We start from the raw sequence: 13,614 nt of genomic DNA, 5'->3' as shown, positions 1-13,614 counted from the left end.
ACCCTAACGGGTGATCGCCAGGAGCCGGTGTAACCACCACCGGTTCCGCTCCCGACGATAAGTGAAATTGCCCGCTCAGCCAAGAACCGGCGTTCCCCAACGCTGATCCTTCGCTTCACATGGGCAAATGTTGCGAAACTTGCCTATCGCCGCTGCTCGTACGCTCTCGCTCATCCCGAGGGCCTGACGAAAGCGGGGCTCAAGCACCTCCGTCATTGCGAGCGTAGCGAAGCAATCCAGGGCAGCGGGCCGTTGGAGGATGAAGCGCGTCCCTGGATTGCTTCGCTATGCTCGCAATGACGAGGGTCGCCTAGAACGGCCGGTCGTCCGGCAACCGGGCGGCGGCGATCTCCTCCGGCGTGGGGTCGCGCAGCAGGGTGATCCCCCCGCGCCAACCCTCCGCGATCAGCCCGAGCCGGGCGAACCCGTCGAGCCATCCGTCCATCGGCCAGATTCCGTGGCGGTCGTGGAACCGCTGCGCGTTGGCGACGATATCGCGAAAATGCTGGAGCGGCGGGTCGTAGCTCGCATGGTGCTGGTGGAAGGCCAGCGGACCGCCGAGGAACAGGGTCGGCACGCCCAGCGCCTCCGCCCGGAAGGCGAGGTCGGTATCCTCCGCGCCGTAGCCGGAAAAGCTCTCGTCGAAGCCGCCGAGCCGGTCGAAGGTCGCGGCCCGCACGGCGAAGGCCAGGGACCAGAACAGGCCGGGCTGCGGCGAGGGGACGATTCCCGCTTCGGGGAAGTGACGCACCGGGTGGAGTTGCCCCGCCCGCACGAGGTCGGCCTCCCGCCAGCCGTCGCGGACGGCCCCGGCCGGCAGGTAGCGCACGGCACAGCAGATCAGCCCGTCATGCTCGGCGACTGCCGCCGACAGGCCCGCCACGAGGTCCGCCGAGGGGATGCAGTCCACGTCGAGGTAGATCAGGGTTTCGGCATCCCCTGCCGCCCGGCGGCCGGCGTTGCGGGAGGCCGCCAGCGGCAGGCCGGCGCTGGCGAAGGGGACGCGCTCCACCGGGAAGGGCAGAGCGGGCAGAGGGCCGTCATCCCCGCCCATCTCCACGACGATGCAGCGGTCTGGGGCCCGCCCCCGCGCCAAACCTTCGAGGAGCCGGGCAAGGTGCGTCCCGCGGCCCTTGTTAAGGGTGACGACCGCGACGCTCATTCCGCGACGGCCACGAACCGCTCGTACGGGCCGCAGAGGCGTTCGATCATCGCCGGCTCGAGGCGGAAGCCGGTCGGGTCGTCGTGGATCAGGTCGCTCACCTGCGATTCGTGGGCGGCCACGGCCTTCGCCTTGATGGCTTGGAAGGCCGACACGTCGAGGCGCAGGCCCTCCGGCGCCGGGCCGACCTCCGTCTCCGGCGGCAGCGTCCAGCCCCAGACAGGGTATTCGTAGATCCGCACACCGGGTCTCTGCCGCCGGGCCAGGGCGACGATGGCAGCAGCGGCCTTGTGGTCGCAATGGGGATCGTGCCGCCACGTCACGAACACGGCCCCCGCCGCGCAGGCCGAAGCGACCTCCGCGATGGCGGCGGCGGCGGCCTCCGCCTGCGGCCCCTCGCTGGGGACGTGCGCATCCGGCAGGCGCAGGAAGCTCGCCCGGTCGGGATCCATGCCCAGCACGGCTACGGCACGCCGGGTTTCCTCCTCCCGGAGGAGGCGGAGCTTGTCCGGCGGATACAGGGCAGAGTGGGTATGCGAGCCGCAGCCATCGCTCACCACCACGAGCCGCACGTCCCGCCCCCCGGCCCGGGCGGCGGCGATGAGGCCGCCGCAGCCGAGGCTCTCGTCATCGGGATGGGGCGCCACCACCACGAGGCCGCCAGGCCCGACCAGCGCGTCGAGATCGGCCAAGGGCAGGCTGTCGGCGGCGGCAAGGAAGGCGTCGGCGCGCATGGGGAACGGGTCTCCGGACTCCGGCGGACCATCGGGCAGCCCGGCTGAACGCGGCCTGAGTACCGCTGCCTCCGATCAGGCTCGCGGGCGCGCCCTACCGGTCGTTCTCCGTCGTGAGGTTGCCGAGGCGGGTGCCCTCATCGACGCCCCGCGCCTCGCCCAGGCTCACCCCCGGCGTCGGTGATTCGGTGAAGACGATGCCCGCCGCCGTGAGGACGCCGCGCAGGGCCTCGATCTGGCCGGAGGGCGAATCGCCGTAGCCGGCCTCAAAATTCTGCACCAGGGACGGGTCGCATCCCGCCTTGCCGGCGAGGTCCGCCTCGGACCAGCCCAGCAGCCCCCGCGCCGCCCGCGACTGGGCCGGACTCATCGCCGGAGGCACCGCACCGCTCTGGCCGCCTTCGTCTGATCCCGTCACACCGTGTCTCCCATGCCAGTGGTCCACAACGGCGTCGGCCCGGCAACGTTTCCGCCGACGTCATTCATGATCATAATTGTGCTGAAATTCCGCGCCATCGAGCGCATCGCGAGCCCGCACCACCGGTGCGGGGACGACGACAAGCGCGAACGCGCGATAAAAGGGGCAGAACGATGAGAGCGGTGCTGATCGCCGCGCTGGCCTTCACCGCGACGGCCGTAAGCGTGGTCGCGACGAGCCAGGCGCAGGCTCAGGTAGGCTACGGCAAGGGCTATCGCCGGCCGGGCGGCGAGGACAAGAAGCCGCCCCAGTACGTGCCGGGCAACAAGGCGCAGGAGAAGAACTTCCCCCTCGACTCCACGTGGACGGCGGTGAGCCTGAACGGCAAACCTTTCGGCGGCGCGGACCGCCCGAGCTTCATCCTCGACAAGCAATACCGCGCCCGCGGCTATGGCGGCTGCAACACCTTCGCGGCTACGGCCTTCCCGTTGAAGGAACAGCACCTTGCCGTCGGGCCCCTGGCCCTGACCAAGAAGTCCTGCGACAAGGCGTTGACCGCCACGGAGCAGGCCTTCTTCATCGCCCTGCGGACGGCGGCCGCCTGGGACATCGTCGGCTCGCAGCTCGTGTTGAAGAGCCCGAACGGCGAACTCCGGTTCGACCGGGCCCTGTAAGAATCTGTTCACGACGCTCGCGAAAGGCCACCGAAGTTCAGGCGCCTTTCAGAGCTTCGGGTATCATCTCCCCCGGCGACAGGGAGACGGTGCATGTCGGTCGGTTTGGGTTCGGGACGGGCGGATCTGTCCGGGCGCGTGGCCGCCGGGCCGACCGGATTCCATCCCCTCGCCCTATGGATCGCCGCCGCCTCCCCCGTGGCGGCGACCCTGCTCCTCCTGTTGCGCCTCGCGGCCTGACGCCTTCCGCCGCCGATACGGCCGACGAATCGGGGCCGCCCTTGGGGCGCTTCCCTTGCCCGCCGTCGTGGCGGCCTGACCTGCGGTGACCCCAATCCCCGATTCGCCCATGAAGTCGGCCGCGCCGCGGCGTGGCACCCGCCTGTGGCTCGGGCTCCTGCCGCCGGTCGTCCTCGCCCTGGCCTGGGAGATCGGTGTCGACACGGGGCTACTTTCCGGCCGCCTGCTGCCGCCGCCGAGCCGAATCATCGGAACCCTGTGGGCGCTGGCCCGCTCGGGCGACCTCGCCATGCATGTGGAGGCGACACTCGTCCGCGTCGGCCTCGGCTTCGCCTTCGGTGCCCTGGCAGGCATCCTCGCCGGTGCCCTCGTCGCCACCCTGCCGCGGCTGCGGTGGCTCGTGGACCCGAGCCTGCAGGCCCTCCGGGCCGTTCCGTCTCTGGCCTGGGTACCGCTTTTCATCCTGTGGTTCGGCATCCTGGAGACGCCGAAGGTATTGTTGATCGCCGTCGGCGTGTTCTTCCCGGTCTATGTGGGCGTCGCGGGGGCCATTGCCTCCGTCGACCGGAAGCTCGTGGAGGTCGGACGGGTATTCCGGCTGTCGAAGGCCGCCCAGGTCCGCCGCATCCTGCTCCCCGCCGTGCTGCCGGCGACGCTAACGGCCTTGCGCACGGGGCTGGGGCTCGGCTTCCTGTTCGTGGTGGCGGCAGAGCTGATGGGCGCCTCGGAGGGCCTCGGCTACCTGCTCGTAGACGGGCAGCAATTCGGCAAGCCCGACCAGATCATGGCCGCGATCATCGCTTTCGCCGTGGTGGGCAAGCTGGCCGACGCGCTCCTCGTGGCGCTGACCACCCCCCTGGTGCGCTGGCAGGATACCGCCCGCGAAACCCTGTAATTCGCAGGCCGGACCCGGCGGCGGTCTACTCTTGGCCCGCCGTCTCGTCCGACCTGTCGCGGCCTCCCTCCATGTCCCGGTGGGACGAGGCGATCTGCTGGGGCGGATCGATCAGCGGGAATAGCTCGGCGAGACCCGCGGCGACACCGTACAGGATCGGATCGGCATTCGGCCCGTCGAGGGGCGGATAGAGATTGCTCTGGAGCATTGGAACTGGTCCGGATCCCTCGGCGGGGCGGGCGCCGGCCCTCTGAAGCGGATGGAATTTCAATCAGTCCAATGCGACGCGCCTGAGTTCGTTGCACGGCAAATCGAATATTTCTCAGAGAAGATACCTATTCGATCATGCTTCTTGGATCATCACGAGTGTTGATCGAGAAGAGATCATCCGCGGCGGCGCAGGACCACTTCGCCGGGCCGGGATGGCAGCGGACATCTCTCGGGCACCACCGACATCACCACCGCGCTCGGGCACTGGGCCCGGCAGCCCTGGGCGGCATCGATCTGGTCCAAGCCGCAGGCGTCAGCGAAGCACAGCTTGCCGAGATCCTCGCAGGTCGCCCGGAACCGGCCCAGCGGCAACGGCGCCCCCAGATCGGCGGCCTGGACCGCCGGGGTCACGAGAAGAACCGCGAGGCTGGCGGCGAGGGTGAATCGGGTCATCGCGCATCTCCGTGCGGCCGTGACTTACCATTGGCAGGGCAGAGAGACCTGTGCCATTCCCGCGACAGGGAAGGCATGGCCTTCGATGCCCCCCCGAGATCGGAGCGCGGCGTGCTCGCCATCAGCGACCTGTCCAAGACCTATGCCGACGGCACGCAGGCGTTGACGGACATCGCCCTCGCGGTACCGGCCGGGGAGATCCTCGCCCTGGTCGGCGGTTCGGGCTGCGGGAAAACCACCCTGTTGCGCCTGATCGCCGGCCTCGACCGGCCAAGCGCGGGGGCGATCTCCCTCGACGGCGAGGCGATCACCGGCCCCCATCCCGGCGTCGGTCTCGTCTTCCAGGAGCCGCGCCTGCTGCCGTGGCTCGACGTCGCCGCCAATGTCGGCTTCGGCCTGTCCGCCCTGTCGCGGGGTGAGCGTCGGACGCGCGTGATGCACGCCCTGGAGCGGGTCGGGCTCGCCGACCACGCCGGGCGGTGGCCCCGGGACCTCTCGGGAGGCCAGCAGCAGCGGGTTTCCATCGCCCGGGCTTTCGTGGCCGAGCCGCGGGTGCTGCTTCTGGACGAGCCGTTCTCGGCGCTCGACGCCTTCACCCGCAAGGATCTCCACGGCCACCTCCTCGCCCTGTGGGCGGAACACCGGCCGACGGTGGTTCTGGTCACCCACGATGTCGGCGAGGCGGTGGCGCTCGCCGACCGGGCGGTGGTGATGCGCCCCCGTCCCGGCCGGCTGGACGAGACCCTCCGGATCGGCCTGCCCCGCCCCCGGGATCCGGCCTCGGCCCAGAGCGAGGCGGCGGTGCGTGGGATCCTCGGGGCCCTGGACCGCTCCCTGAAGCCGGCGCCGGCCCGGGCTGATGCCGCGCCGATCAATGCCAACTGGTGGTAGCCGCCACCGCATCCGGAGAGACGCCGTGCCCCTCTACGCCCTCGACATGCATGTCCCGCAGCTCGCCGACCCGGACCGCACCTGGATCGCCCCCGATGCGCAGGTGATCGGGCAGGTGCATCTCGGAGTCGATGTCAGCATCTGGTTCGGGGCCTCCCTGCGCAGCGACAACGAGCCGATCCGCATCGGCGACCGCAGCAACGTGCAGGAGGGCGTGGTGATGCACGTCGATCCGGGCTTCCCCCTGACCCTGGGCGAGGACGTCACCATCGGCCACGGGGCCATCGTCCACGGCTGCACCATCGGCGACGGCACGCTCATCGGCATGGGCGCGACGATCCTCAACGGGGCGAAGATCGGGAAGGGCAGCCTCGTCGGCGCCAACGCCCTGGTCACCGAGGGGAAGGAATTTCCCGATCACAGCCTGATCGTCGGCGCCCCGGCCAAGGCGATCCGGATCCTCGACGAGGCGGCGATCGAAGGCCTGCGCGAGTCCGCGCGGCGCTACGTCGAGAACGGCCGACGGTACGCCAAGGGATTGCGGCGGGTGGACGGGGAGTAGTCGTCCCACCGCTCCATCCGCTCCCTCATCCTGAGGTGCTGCGAAGCAGCCTCGAAGGAGGGCTCCAGAACGCGCTGCGCTCCCTGGAGCCCTCCTTCGAGGCCCGCCACGGCGGGCACCTCAGGATGAGGTGGAGGGATGGGAGGGGGACCGAGCGGAGAGGTCCGCTCAGTTCACCTTGCCCTTGACCACCTCGTAGACCTTCTCGGTCAGCGGCCCAGCTTGCGCGAGGATGTCTTCCAGTTCGTCGAGGCGCTCCTGGGCGAAGTCCCGGTCCTCGATGCCCTTGGCGTTGACGTAGACGTTGAGCGCCGCGCTGCGGAGCCCGGCATAGGCCGACAGCACCGCCACGCCCGCATCCGACACGACGTTGAGGTTGCCCTTCTCCGCCGTGATCGCCGCGAGGTCGATCACCGCCCGGCAGGCCCGGCAGCAGGAGAGCGGCACGTCGGTCGCCTCCTTGAGGGCTGCCTGGATCGCCTTGGCGCGGGCCTCCTTTTCCTCCTCGGTGCCCTTGGGCAGGCCGTAGGCCCCCATCACCGCATCGAAGGCGGCGACGTCCTGGGCGATCATGCCGGTGAGGCCGGCGCGCAGGCCCTCGGAGCGGGCCAGCACGTCCTTCAGCTCAGCCTCCACCTCGACATACTTCTTCTTGCCGATGGTCAGGTTGCAGACCATCGACACCAGCGCCGCGCCCATGGCGCCGGAGATGGCCGCCGCGCCGCCGCCGCCGGGGGTCGGCGCAGCGCTGGCGAGTTCCGTCAGGAACGTCTCGATCGAGTCGGACTCGGGCCGGGTCTTGTCGCCCATCATGCCATCTCCTTGGCGAGGGCGTAGATCTCCTCGGCGTCGAACATCGTGTCGGTGCTCTCGAAGAGCTTGCCGATGCAGGCCCGGTGCAGCTTGAGCTTCAGGCCGCCGATACCGAGCGCGCCGAAGGCCGACTTGCCGTGGCGCTCCTTGCCCTTGTCCATGGCGTCGAGGCCGCCGATGCCCGTCGGGGGCTGGGCGTTGTAATCGGCCAGGAACTCCACCGCCGAATCCTCGGCCCAGGCCCCTTCCGGCAGCAGCTCGACGCCGATGGCGCCGGCCGAGAAGATCAGGTTCTTGCCCTTGGCCAGCGCGATGCGAGACGCCTCGTCCGGCGTCGCGGCGGCCTGGACGTTGACGTTGAAGCGCTTGTTGATGGCGTCCGCGGCGGCCTGGGTCTTGTCGAGGCTGCGGCCGGCGATGGTGACCTGCGCGCCCTCGCCCGCCAGGAGCGCGGCCGAGCGCATGCCAACCGGCCCGGTGCCGGCGAGCACCACGGCGGTCTTGCCCTGCAGGGAGCCGGCGGCCTTGGCCACCAGGGCGACGCCTGCGGCGGCGGTGGTGTTGGAGCCGTTGGAATCGAGCATGCAGGAGACGCGGAACGGGCCGAAGAAGCGCTTCTTCACCGCCTCGAACACGGCCTCGCCCTCGGCCATGGAGCCGCCGCCGACGAAGATCGCCGTCGACTTCTTCTCCGAACCGCCGCGGGTGTAGATCGTCCCGTCGACATAGGCGCCGACATTGTCCGGCGTGACGTTGCCGTAGCCGGTGATGTGGTCGGCCCCGCCATCGTAGCCCACCACCACGTCGAAGACGCTCGGGGCGGCATCGGTGTCGAACTGGAACAGCAGCTTTTTCATGAGTGTGCGGATCCTGCTATCAAATCAAGGCTGTGTCGGGTCGATGAACTTATCCGCTCCCCGTCTTTGCGAGCGGAGCGAAGCAATCCAGGGCGGCGCCTCGTCCTGAGGCGTCCCGCATCCCTGGATCGCTTCACTGCGTTCGCGATGACGGATGGGGATGCGCTGACGGCGGGCGGGCGCCCCCTAACCTTCCACCACGTTCTGCGGCTTGCCGGCGACGAACGCCTCCACGTTATCGACGAGCTGGTCGGCGAGGATCTGCATCGCCTCCTTGCTCGCCCAGGCGACGTGCGGGGTGACGATGAGGTTCGGAAGGTCGGCCTCGCAGAGGATGTTGCCATCCCGCGGGGGCTCCTGGGCCACCACGTCGAAGCCGGCGCCCGCGATGGTGCCGTCCTTGAGGGCCTCCAACAGGGCCGCCTCGTCCACGAGGCCGCCCCGGGCGGTGTTGATGAGGATGGCGTTCTTCTTCATGCGCTTGAGTTCGGCGGCGCCGATCAGACCCTTCGTCTCCGGCGTGAGCGGGACGTGCAGGGTGATGACGTCGGACTGGGTGAGCACCGTCTCGAAGTCGGACAGGCCGTCCTGAGGGAAGGTGTCGTAGGCCAGCACCTTCATGCCGAGGGCCTCGGCCCGCTTGGCGATGGACTTGCCGAGCGCCCCGTAGCCGACGATGCCGAGCGTCGAGCCGGCGATGTCGTAGATCGGGTAGTCGAAGTAGCAGAACTGCGAGGACTTCGCCCAATCGCCCCGCTTCACCGAATTCGCGTAGGGCACGATGGCCCGCCGGAGGGCGAACATCAGGCCGACCACATGCTCCGGCACGGTATTGAACGCATAGTTGCGGATGTTGACGACGGTGATGCCTTGGGCCTTCGCCTGGGCCTTGTCGACCACGTCCGTGCCGGTCGCGGCGACCGCGATGAGCTTGAGGTCGGGGAGCTGCTTCAGCACCTCGGCGCGCATCGGCACCTTGTTGATGAGAGCGATCTCCGCGCCCTTGAGGCGCTGGACCGTATCCTCCGGCGTCCAGGTCGAGTCGTACTCGGCGTAGTCGTGCGCGAAGCTGAACGGCTTCAGCTTGGCATCGAGCGATTCCCGATCGAGGAATACGATTCGTTTCGCCATGGGTCGTCGGCTCCCTCTCCGGCGGCGCGCCTTCTCGGCTACGCTCCGCGGTTTGTTCTTATCCATTCCGTCGTCGCGAGCGAAGCGAAGCGACCCAGGGCTGCGGAACGCCTCCGAAGGTGGCGCATCCCTGGATTGCTTCGCTCCGCTCGCAAAGACGGTGGTGCGCGAGGTTCACACCACCGCGGCGGCAACTCGCAAGGTGCGGAGGGCCGTGGCCCCCCGCCGGTCGCGACTCACGCCTTATGGAGCGGGTTCTCGCGCAGGTAGCTCGACGCCGCGGCCACGCCCGAGCCGGGGGTGAGCTTCATCCCGCAATCGAGCATCGCCATCTCGGCGCCGGCGATGGCACCCAGCAGGGACAGCTCGTTCAGGTCGCCGAGGTGGCCGATGCGGAACACCTTGCCCGCGACTTTCGACAGGCCCGCCCCGAGGGAGAGGTTGTACCGGTCGTAGGCGTGGCTGATGATCTTGGCCGCATCGACGCCCTCCGGCACGACGATGGCCGTGACGGTGTCGGAGTTCCACTTCGGCTCCTTGGCGCAGGGCTTGAGGCCCCAGGCCGCCACCGCCTGGCGGGTGGCCTCACCCAGCACCGCGTGGCGGTGGTAGATGTTCTCCATCCCCTCCTCCTTCATGACGGCGAGCGCCTCGCGCAGGCCGTAGAGGAGCGGCAGGGCCGGGGTGTAGGGGAAGTAGCCGCCCTTGTTGGCATTCAGCTGGTCGGCCCAGGCGAAGTACACATGGCCGAGCCGGTCGTTGCTGCCGCCGCCCTGGCCGCCCTCGGCCACCTTAAGGGCCTTCTGGCTGACGCAGATCAGGCCGAGGCCGGCCGGCAGCATGAAGCCCTTCTGCGAGCCCGCCACCGCGCAATCGACCTTCCACTCGTCCATCTTGAACGGCAGGGAGCCGATGGAGGAGATGCCGTCCACGAACAGCAGCGCCGGGTGGCCGGCGGCGTCCATCGCCTTGCGGACGGCGCCGATGTCGCTCGTCACGCCGGTGGCGGTCTCGTTGTGGACGATCATCACCGCCTTGATGGCGTGGTCCTTGTCGGCCCTGAGGGCTTCCTCGATCTTCTGCGGATCGGCGCCGGTGCCCCACTCCTCGTCCTGGACGATCACGTCGAGGCCGAGCCGCATGGCCATGTCGGTCCAGAGGTGGCTGAACTGGCCGAAGCGGGCCACGACCACCTTGTCGCCGCGGCACAGGGTGTTGGTCAGCGCCGATTCCCAGATGCCGGTGCCCGAGGACGGGAACAGGATCACCGTGCCCTCGGTGGAGCCGAACACCATCTTGGCGTCCTGGAACAGGGGCTTGGCGAGTTCGGGGAAGCTCGGCGAGCGATGATCCTCGGACTGGACGGACATGGCCCGGATCACCCGGTCCGGGATGGTCGTCGGACCGGGGATGAACAGGTGGTTGCGACCGGGACGCCGGGATGCGGCCATGATGTCTCCTCCGAATGTATCGCGCACGGGGTTGGGCCCGGCACGGGATCTGTCGCGTGTCGGGGCGGAGCATCGGGGAATTGGCGGGAGACACCCGTCCGCCGTCGGCGACCGGGGGACTGCCCTGGACCCTGGGCGCTGCGGAGCGGCAGGCGGCTCGGGCCGCTCGCGTCGCGGCGCGCGTCCCCGCGCCGGTCGCCTCCGATGTGCCGTCCTATCCTCGCGGCGCCGGATCGCGCGCCGCCTTCCCTTCCGCGCTCGCCCCACCGGCGGCCCGGCCGGGGCCGTCGGATCGAATGTATTATGGGATGGCGTTGCTCGAAAGCAAAACCGGAAAATCTTCGGAGAAGGGGCAAAAAAATTTGCAGTGCAGTGCAGCGTCCCGCCGCAAAGGTTGAGGCGGGGGCTCCACCACACCTCTGACACTGCCGTCCGCCGGCAGCGTCATCAAAATGAGATGGGATCGCGCTCTGGATCCCGGCGAACTTCGCCGGGAGAACGCCGTGGCAGAAGACGACGACAGGCCGATCCGCGTCCGCACCCTGTTCCTGTCCGATCTGCACCTCGGCACCAGGGGGTGCCAGGCGGGGATGCTGCTCGGCTTCCTGAGGGACTACGATGCGGACACCATCTACCTCGTGGGCGACATCGTCGACGGCTGGCAGCTGAAATCGGGCTGGTACTGGCCGCAGGCCCACAACGACGTGGTGCAGAAGCTCCTGCGCAAGGTCCGCAAGGGCACCCACATCGTCTACCTGCCGGGCAACCACGACGAGTTCCTGCGGGACTTCGTGGGCACGACCTTCGGCGGCATCGAGCTGGCCGACACCGCGATCCACGAGGCGGCGGACGGGCGGCGCTACCTCGTGATCCACGGCGACCAGTTCGACATGGTGATGCGCCACCAGCGCTGGCTCGCCCATCTCGGGGATGGGGCCTACACCCTGGCCCTGTGGCTGAACACGATCCTCAACCGCTTCCGCCGCCGGCTCGGCCTGTCCTACTGGTCGCTCTCCGCCTGGGCGAAGCTGAAGGTGAAGAACGCCGTCAGCTTCATCGGCAAGTTCGAGGAGATCCTGGCCGAGGAGGCGAAGCGCCGGGGCGCCCAGGGCGTGATCTGCGGCCATATCCACCATGCGGCCGACCGGTCGATCGGTGACCTGCGCTATCTCAACACCGGCGATTGGGTGGAATCCTGCACCGGCATCGTCGAGCATTACGACGGCCGGATCGAGGTGCTGCACTATCCGTCCCTGCTCCGGGCGAAGGAAGCGCAGGCCGCCCCGCAGCAGGCGCTCCCGCCGGGACGGAGAGCCGTCGCTTGAGGCTGCTGATCGCGAGCGACGCTTGGCACCCGCAGGTCAACGGCGTGGTGCGCTCCCTGGAGCAGATGGTACGGCGCGCGCCCGCCCACGGCTTCCGGGCCTCCGTGCTGAGCCCGTCGGAATTCCCGTCCATGCCCCTGCCGGGCTATCCGGAGATCCGCCTCGCCTGCCCCGTGCCGAAGCGGCTGTCGGCCCGCTGGGACGAGTTCGCGCCGACGCATGTGCACATCGCTACCGAGGGCCCGGTGGGCTTCGCCGTCCGGCGCCGCTGCCTCGCGCAGAGGCTGCCCTTCACCACGAGCTACCATACCCGCTTTCCCGAATACCTCGCCGCCCGCATGCCCGTGCCGGAGGCGTGGTCCTACGCGTATCTGCGCCGCTTCCACGGGGCCGCCCACGGCACGATGGTCAGCACCGCGAGCCTGCAGGGCGAGCTGGAGGCGCGGGGCTTCGGGCGGATCATGCGCTGGACCCGGGGCGTCGACACCGACCTGTTCCGGCCCGCGGACCCGGGCACGCCGGAGCCCGCCGACCTCGCCGGGTTGCCCCGGCCGTTCTTCCTGTTCGTCGGCCGCCTGGCCATCGAGAAGAACGTTGCCGCCTTCCTCGCCCTCGACCTGCCCGGCACGAAGGTGGTTGTCGGCGATGGGCCGGACCGGGGACGGCTGCAATCCCTGGCGCCGGAGGCCCGCTTCCTCGGCACCCGCACCGGCAGCGACCTCGCGGCGATCTATGCTGCCTGCGATGCCTTCGTGTTCCCAAGCATGACGGACACGTTCGGCATCGTGCTTCTCGAAGCCCTGGCCTGCGGACTTCCCGTCGCGGCCCTGCCGGTCCCCGGCCCCCTGGACGTGATCGGCGGCAGCGGCGTGGGGGTCCTCGACCCCGATCTACGCGAGGCGGCGCTCGGCGCCCTCTCCCTCTCCCGCGCCGCCTGCCGGTCCGAGGCCCTGCGCCGGGGCTGGGACGAGAGCGCCCGCCAGTTCTTCGGCAACATCCTCCTCGCCCGGGGACAGGCGAAGCCCAAGGCGGCCTGAGGCCCCCGCATCGTCCTTGCAGGCATAGCGGGAAGCCGGCCCGAACCCCGCCATCGTGGCGAGCGCCGCGAAGCGATGCCGGCGGGAGGTTGAGCAGGGGCGGTGACGGGAGCCGCCGGAGATGCCAGAGGGGCGCGATGCCGCCCTTCGATCCCGCCCGCGCCGCCAGCTACCCTGCCGTCATCGGCTGCGACGAGGTCGGCCGGGGGGCCCTGAGCGGCCCTGTGATGGTCGCCGCCGTGTGGTTCGACCCGGCGGCCATACCGGGCAGCTTGCTCGGCGCCCTGGACGACAGCAAGAAGCTCCCCGAATCGGTCCGCGACCGGCTGGCCCCGCTGATTCGGGCCCATGGCCGGGTCGCCCTCGCCGCCGGCTCGCCGGCGCTGATCGACCGGATCAACATCCGCGCCGCCACCCTCGACGCCATGGGGCGGGCCGTGGCGAAGCTTGGCATTGCCGCCCCGGTCTATGTCGACGGGCGGGATGCCCTGCCCGGCCTACCGGGCCGGGCCGTGATCGGGGGCGAGCGGCAGGTGCCGCAGATCGCCGCCGCCTCCATCGTCGCGAAGGTGCTTCGGGATGCCTACATGCGCCGGCTGGCGAGACGGCATCCCGGCTACGGCTGGGAGCGCAACGTCGGCTACGGCACGGAACTCCACCGCGCCGGCCTCGCCACCCTGGGCCGCAGCCCCCACCATCGGGTGAGCTTCACCAAGTCCTTCGGGTAGCGCCCCGCCCCCGTTCATCCCCCATCGTCGCGC

17 protein-coding genes are annotated in these 13,614 nt (G+C 69.8%); 8 read left to right on the top strand and 9 right to left on the bottom strand.

Annotation, left to right across the window (positions count from 1 at the left end; genetic code table 11):
• Positions 1-310: 310 nt before the first annotated feature.
• The 3 genes from MFF22_RS23465 to MFF22_RS23455 all read right to left on the bottom strand — a co-directional run bounded on the left by MFF22_RS23465 (position 311) and on the right by MFF22_RS23455 (position 2,314).
• Positions 311-1,162 (bottom strand): glycosyltransferase family 2 protein, encoded by an 852-nt coding sequence (locus MFF22_RS23465; RefSeq protein WP_238253112.1) that lies wholly within the window; start codon positions 1,160-1,162, stop codon positions 311-313.
• The gene (locus MFF22_RS23460; protein ID WP_238253110.1) at positions 1,159-1,896 is read right to left on the bottom strand and encodes a PIG-L deacetylase family protein; all 738 of its coding nucleotides are present in this window, start codon (positions 1,894-1,896) and stop codon (positions 1,159-1,161) included. The genes MFF22_RS23465 and MFF22_RS23460 overlap by 4 nt, the downstream gene beginning before the upstream one ends.
• 94 nt (positions 1,897-1,990) lie before the next feature.
• Positions 1,991-2,314, bottom strand: a complete 324-nt coding sequence (locus MFF22_RS23455) for a helix-turn-helix domain-containing protein (RefSeq protein WP_238253108.1) — start codon at positions 2,312-2,314, stop codon at positions 1,991-1,993.
• Positions 2,315-2,487: 173 nt separating this feature from the next.
• On the opposite strand from MFF22_RS23455, the gene MFF22_RS23450 reads away from it, so the two are divergent.
• The 3 genes from MFF22_RS23450 to MFF22_RS23440 all read left to right on the top strand — a co-directional run bounded on the left by MFF22_RS23450 (position 2,488) and on the right by MFF22_RS23440 (position 4,123).
• Complete coding sequence (locus MFF22_RS23450; RefSeq protein ID WP_238253106.1) at positions 2,488-2,988, top strand: META domain-containing protein; 501 nt, start codon at positions 2,488-2,490, stop codon at positions 2,986-2,988.
• A gap of 93 nt (positions 2,989-3,081) precedes the next feature.
• Positions 3,082-3,228 (top strand): hypothetical protein, encoded by a 147-nt coding sequence (locus MFF22_RS23445; protein ID WP_238253105.1) that lies wholly within the window; start codon positions 3,082-3,084, stop codon positions 3,226-3,228.
• A gap of 109 nt (positions 3,229-3,337) precedes the next feature.
• Positions 3,338-4,123: an ABC transporter permease gene (locus tag MFF22_RS23440; protein WP_238253103.1), complete on the top strand. Its 786-nt coding sequence runs from the start codon at positions 3,338-3,340 to the stop codon at positions 4,121-4,123.
• 25 nt (positions 4,124-4,148) lie between these two features.
• Here the strand turns inward: MFF22_RS23440 and MFF22_RS23435 are convergent, their stop codons facing one another.
• Together MFF22_RS23435 and MFF22_RS23430 are read right to left on the bottom strand one after the other, a co-directional pair.
• The gene (locus MFF22_RS23435; RefSeq protein WP_238253101.1) at positions 4,149-4,331 is read right to left on the bottom strand and encodes a hypothetical protein; all 183 of its coding nucleotides are present in this window, start codon (positions 4,329-4,331) and stop codon (positions 4,149-4,151) included.
• Positions 4,332-4,507: 176 nt separating this feature from the next.
• Entirely contained in the window at positions 4,508-4,786 is a 279-nt protein-coding gene (locus tag MFF22_RS23430; RefSeq protein ID WP_238253100.1) for a hypothetical protein, read from the bottom strand.
• Between the two features lie 111 nt (positions 4,787-4,897).
• On the opposite strand from MFF22_RS23430, the gene MFF22_RS23425 reads away from it, so the two are divergent.
• Together MFF22_RS23425 and MFF22_RS23420 are read left to right on the top strand one after the other, a co-directional pair.
• Positions 4,898-5,677 (top strand): ABC transporter ATP-binding protein, encoded by a 780-nt coding sequence (locus MFF22_RS23425; RefSeq protein WP_238253098.1) that lies wholly within the window; start codon positions 4,898-4,900, stop codon positions 5,675-5,677.
• 25 nt (positions 5,678-5,702) lie between these two features.
• Positions 5,703-6,239 carry a gamma carbonic anhydrase family protein gene (locus MFF22_RS23420; RefSeq protein ID WP_370877491.1) on the top strand — a complete coding sequence of 179 codons (537 nt, stop codon included), beginning with the start codon at positions 5,703-5,705 and terminating at the stop codon, positions 6,237-6,239.
• Between the two features lie 168 nt (positions 6,240-6,407).
• Here the strand turns inward: MFF22_RS23420 and fchA are convergent, their stop codons facing one another.
• From fchA to MFF22_RS23400, 4 genes are all read right to left on the bottom strand, one after another.
• Entirely contained in the window at positions 6,408-7,049 is a 642-nt protein-coding gene (fchA, locus tag MFF22_RS23415) for a methenyltetrahydrofolate cyclohydrolase (protein ID WP_370877504.1), read from the bottom strand.
• Positions 7,049-7,909, bottom strand: coding sequence for an NADP-dependent methylenetetrahydromethanopterin/methylenetetrahydrofolate dehydrogenase (locus MFF22_RS23410; RefSeq protein WP_238253096.1), 861 nt, complete (start codon positions 7,907-7,909; stop codon positions 7,049-7,051). The genes fchA and MFF22_RS23410 overlap by 1 nt, the downstream gene beginning before the upstream one ends.
• 186 nt (positions 7,910-8,095) lie before the next feature.
• Positions 8,096-9,040, bottom strand: a complete 945-nt coding sequence (locus MFF22_RS23405) for a D-2-hydroxyacid dehydrogenase (RefSeq protein WP_238253095.1) — start codon at positions 9,038-9,040, stop codon at positions 8,096-8,098.
• Between the two features lie 236 nt (positions 9,041-9,276).
• Positions 9,277-10,491, bottom strand: coding sequence for an aminotransferase class V-fold PLP-dependent enzyme (locus tag MFF22_RS23400; RefSeq protein WP_238253094.1), 1,215 nt, complete (start codon positions 10,489-10,491; stop codon positions 9,277-9,279).
• A 503-nt stretch (positions 10,492-10,994) separates the two neighbouring features.
• On the opposite strand from MFF22_RS23400, the gene MFF22_RS23395 reads away from it, so the two are divergent.
• The 3 genes from MFF22_RS23395 to rnhB all read left to right on the top strand — a co-directional run bounded on the left by MFF22_RS23395 (position 10,995) and on the right by rnhB (position 13,581).
• Positions 10,995-11,816, top strand: coding sequence for a UDP-2,3-diacylglucosamine diphosphatase (locus tag MFF22_RS23395; protein ID WP_238253093.1), 822 nt, complete (start codon positions 10,995-10,997; stop codon positions 11,814-11,816).
• Positions 11,813-12,853: a glycosyltransferase family 4 protein gene (locus MFF22_RS23390; protein ID WP_238253091.1), complete on the top strand. Its 1,041-nt coding sequence runs from the start codon at positions 11,813-11,815 to the stop codon at positions 12,851-12,853. The genes MFF22_RS23395 and MFF22_RS23390 overlap by 4 nt, the downstream gene beginning before the upstream one ends.
• Positions 12,854-12,990: 137 nt before the next feature.
• Positions 12,991-13,581, top strand: a complete 591-nt coding sequence (gene rnhB, locus MFF22_RS23385; RefSeq protein ID WP_238253089.1) for a ribonuclease HII — start codon at positions 12,991-12,993, stop codon at positions 13,579-13,581.
• The last annotated feature ends 33 nt before the right edge of the window (positions 13,582-13,614 follow it).

This window comes from Methylobacterium persicinum, from assembly GCF_022179525.1.
Classification (GTDB): domain Bacteria; phylum Pseudomonadota; class Alphaproteobacteria; order Rhizobiales; family Beijerinckiaceae; genus Methylobacterium; species Methylobacterium persicinum.
The sequence above is the reverse complement of the archived record's forward strand: the minus strand, read 5'-3'. Positions and strand labels throughout refer to the sequence as shown.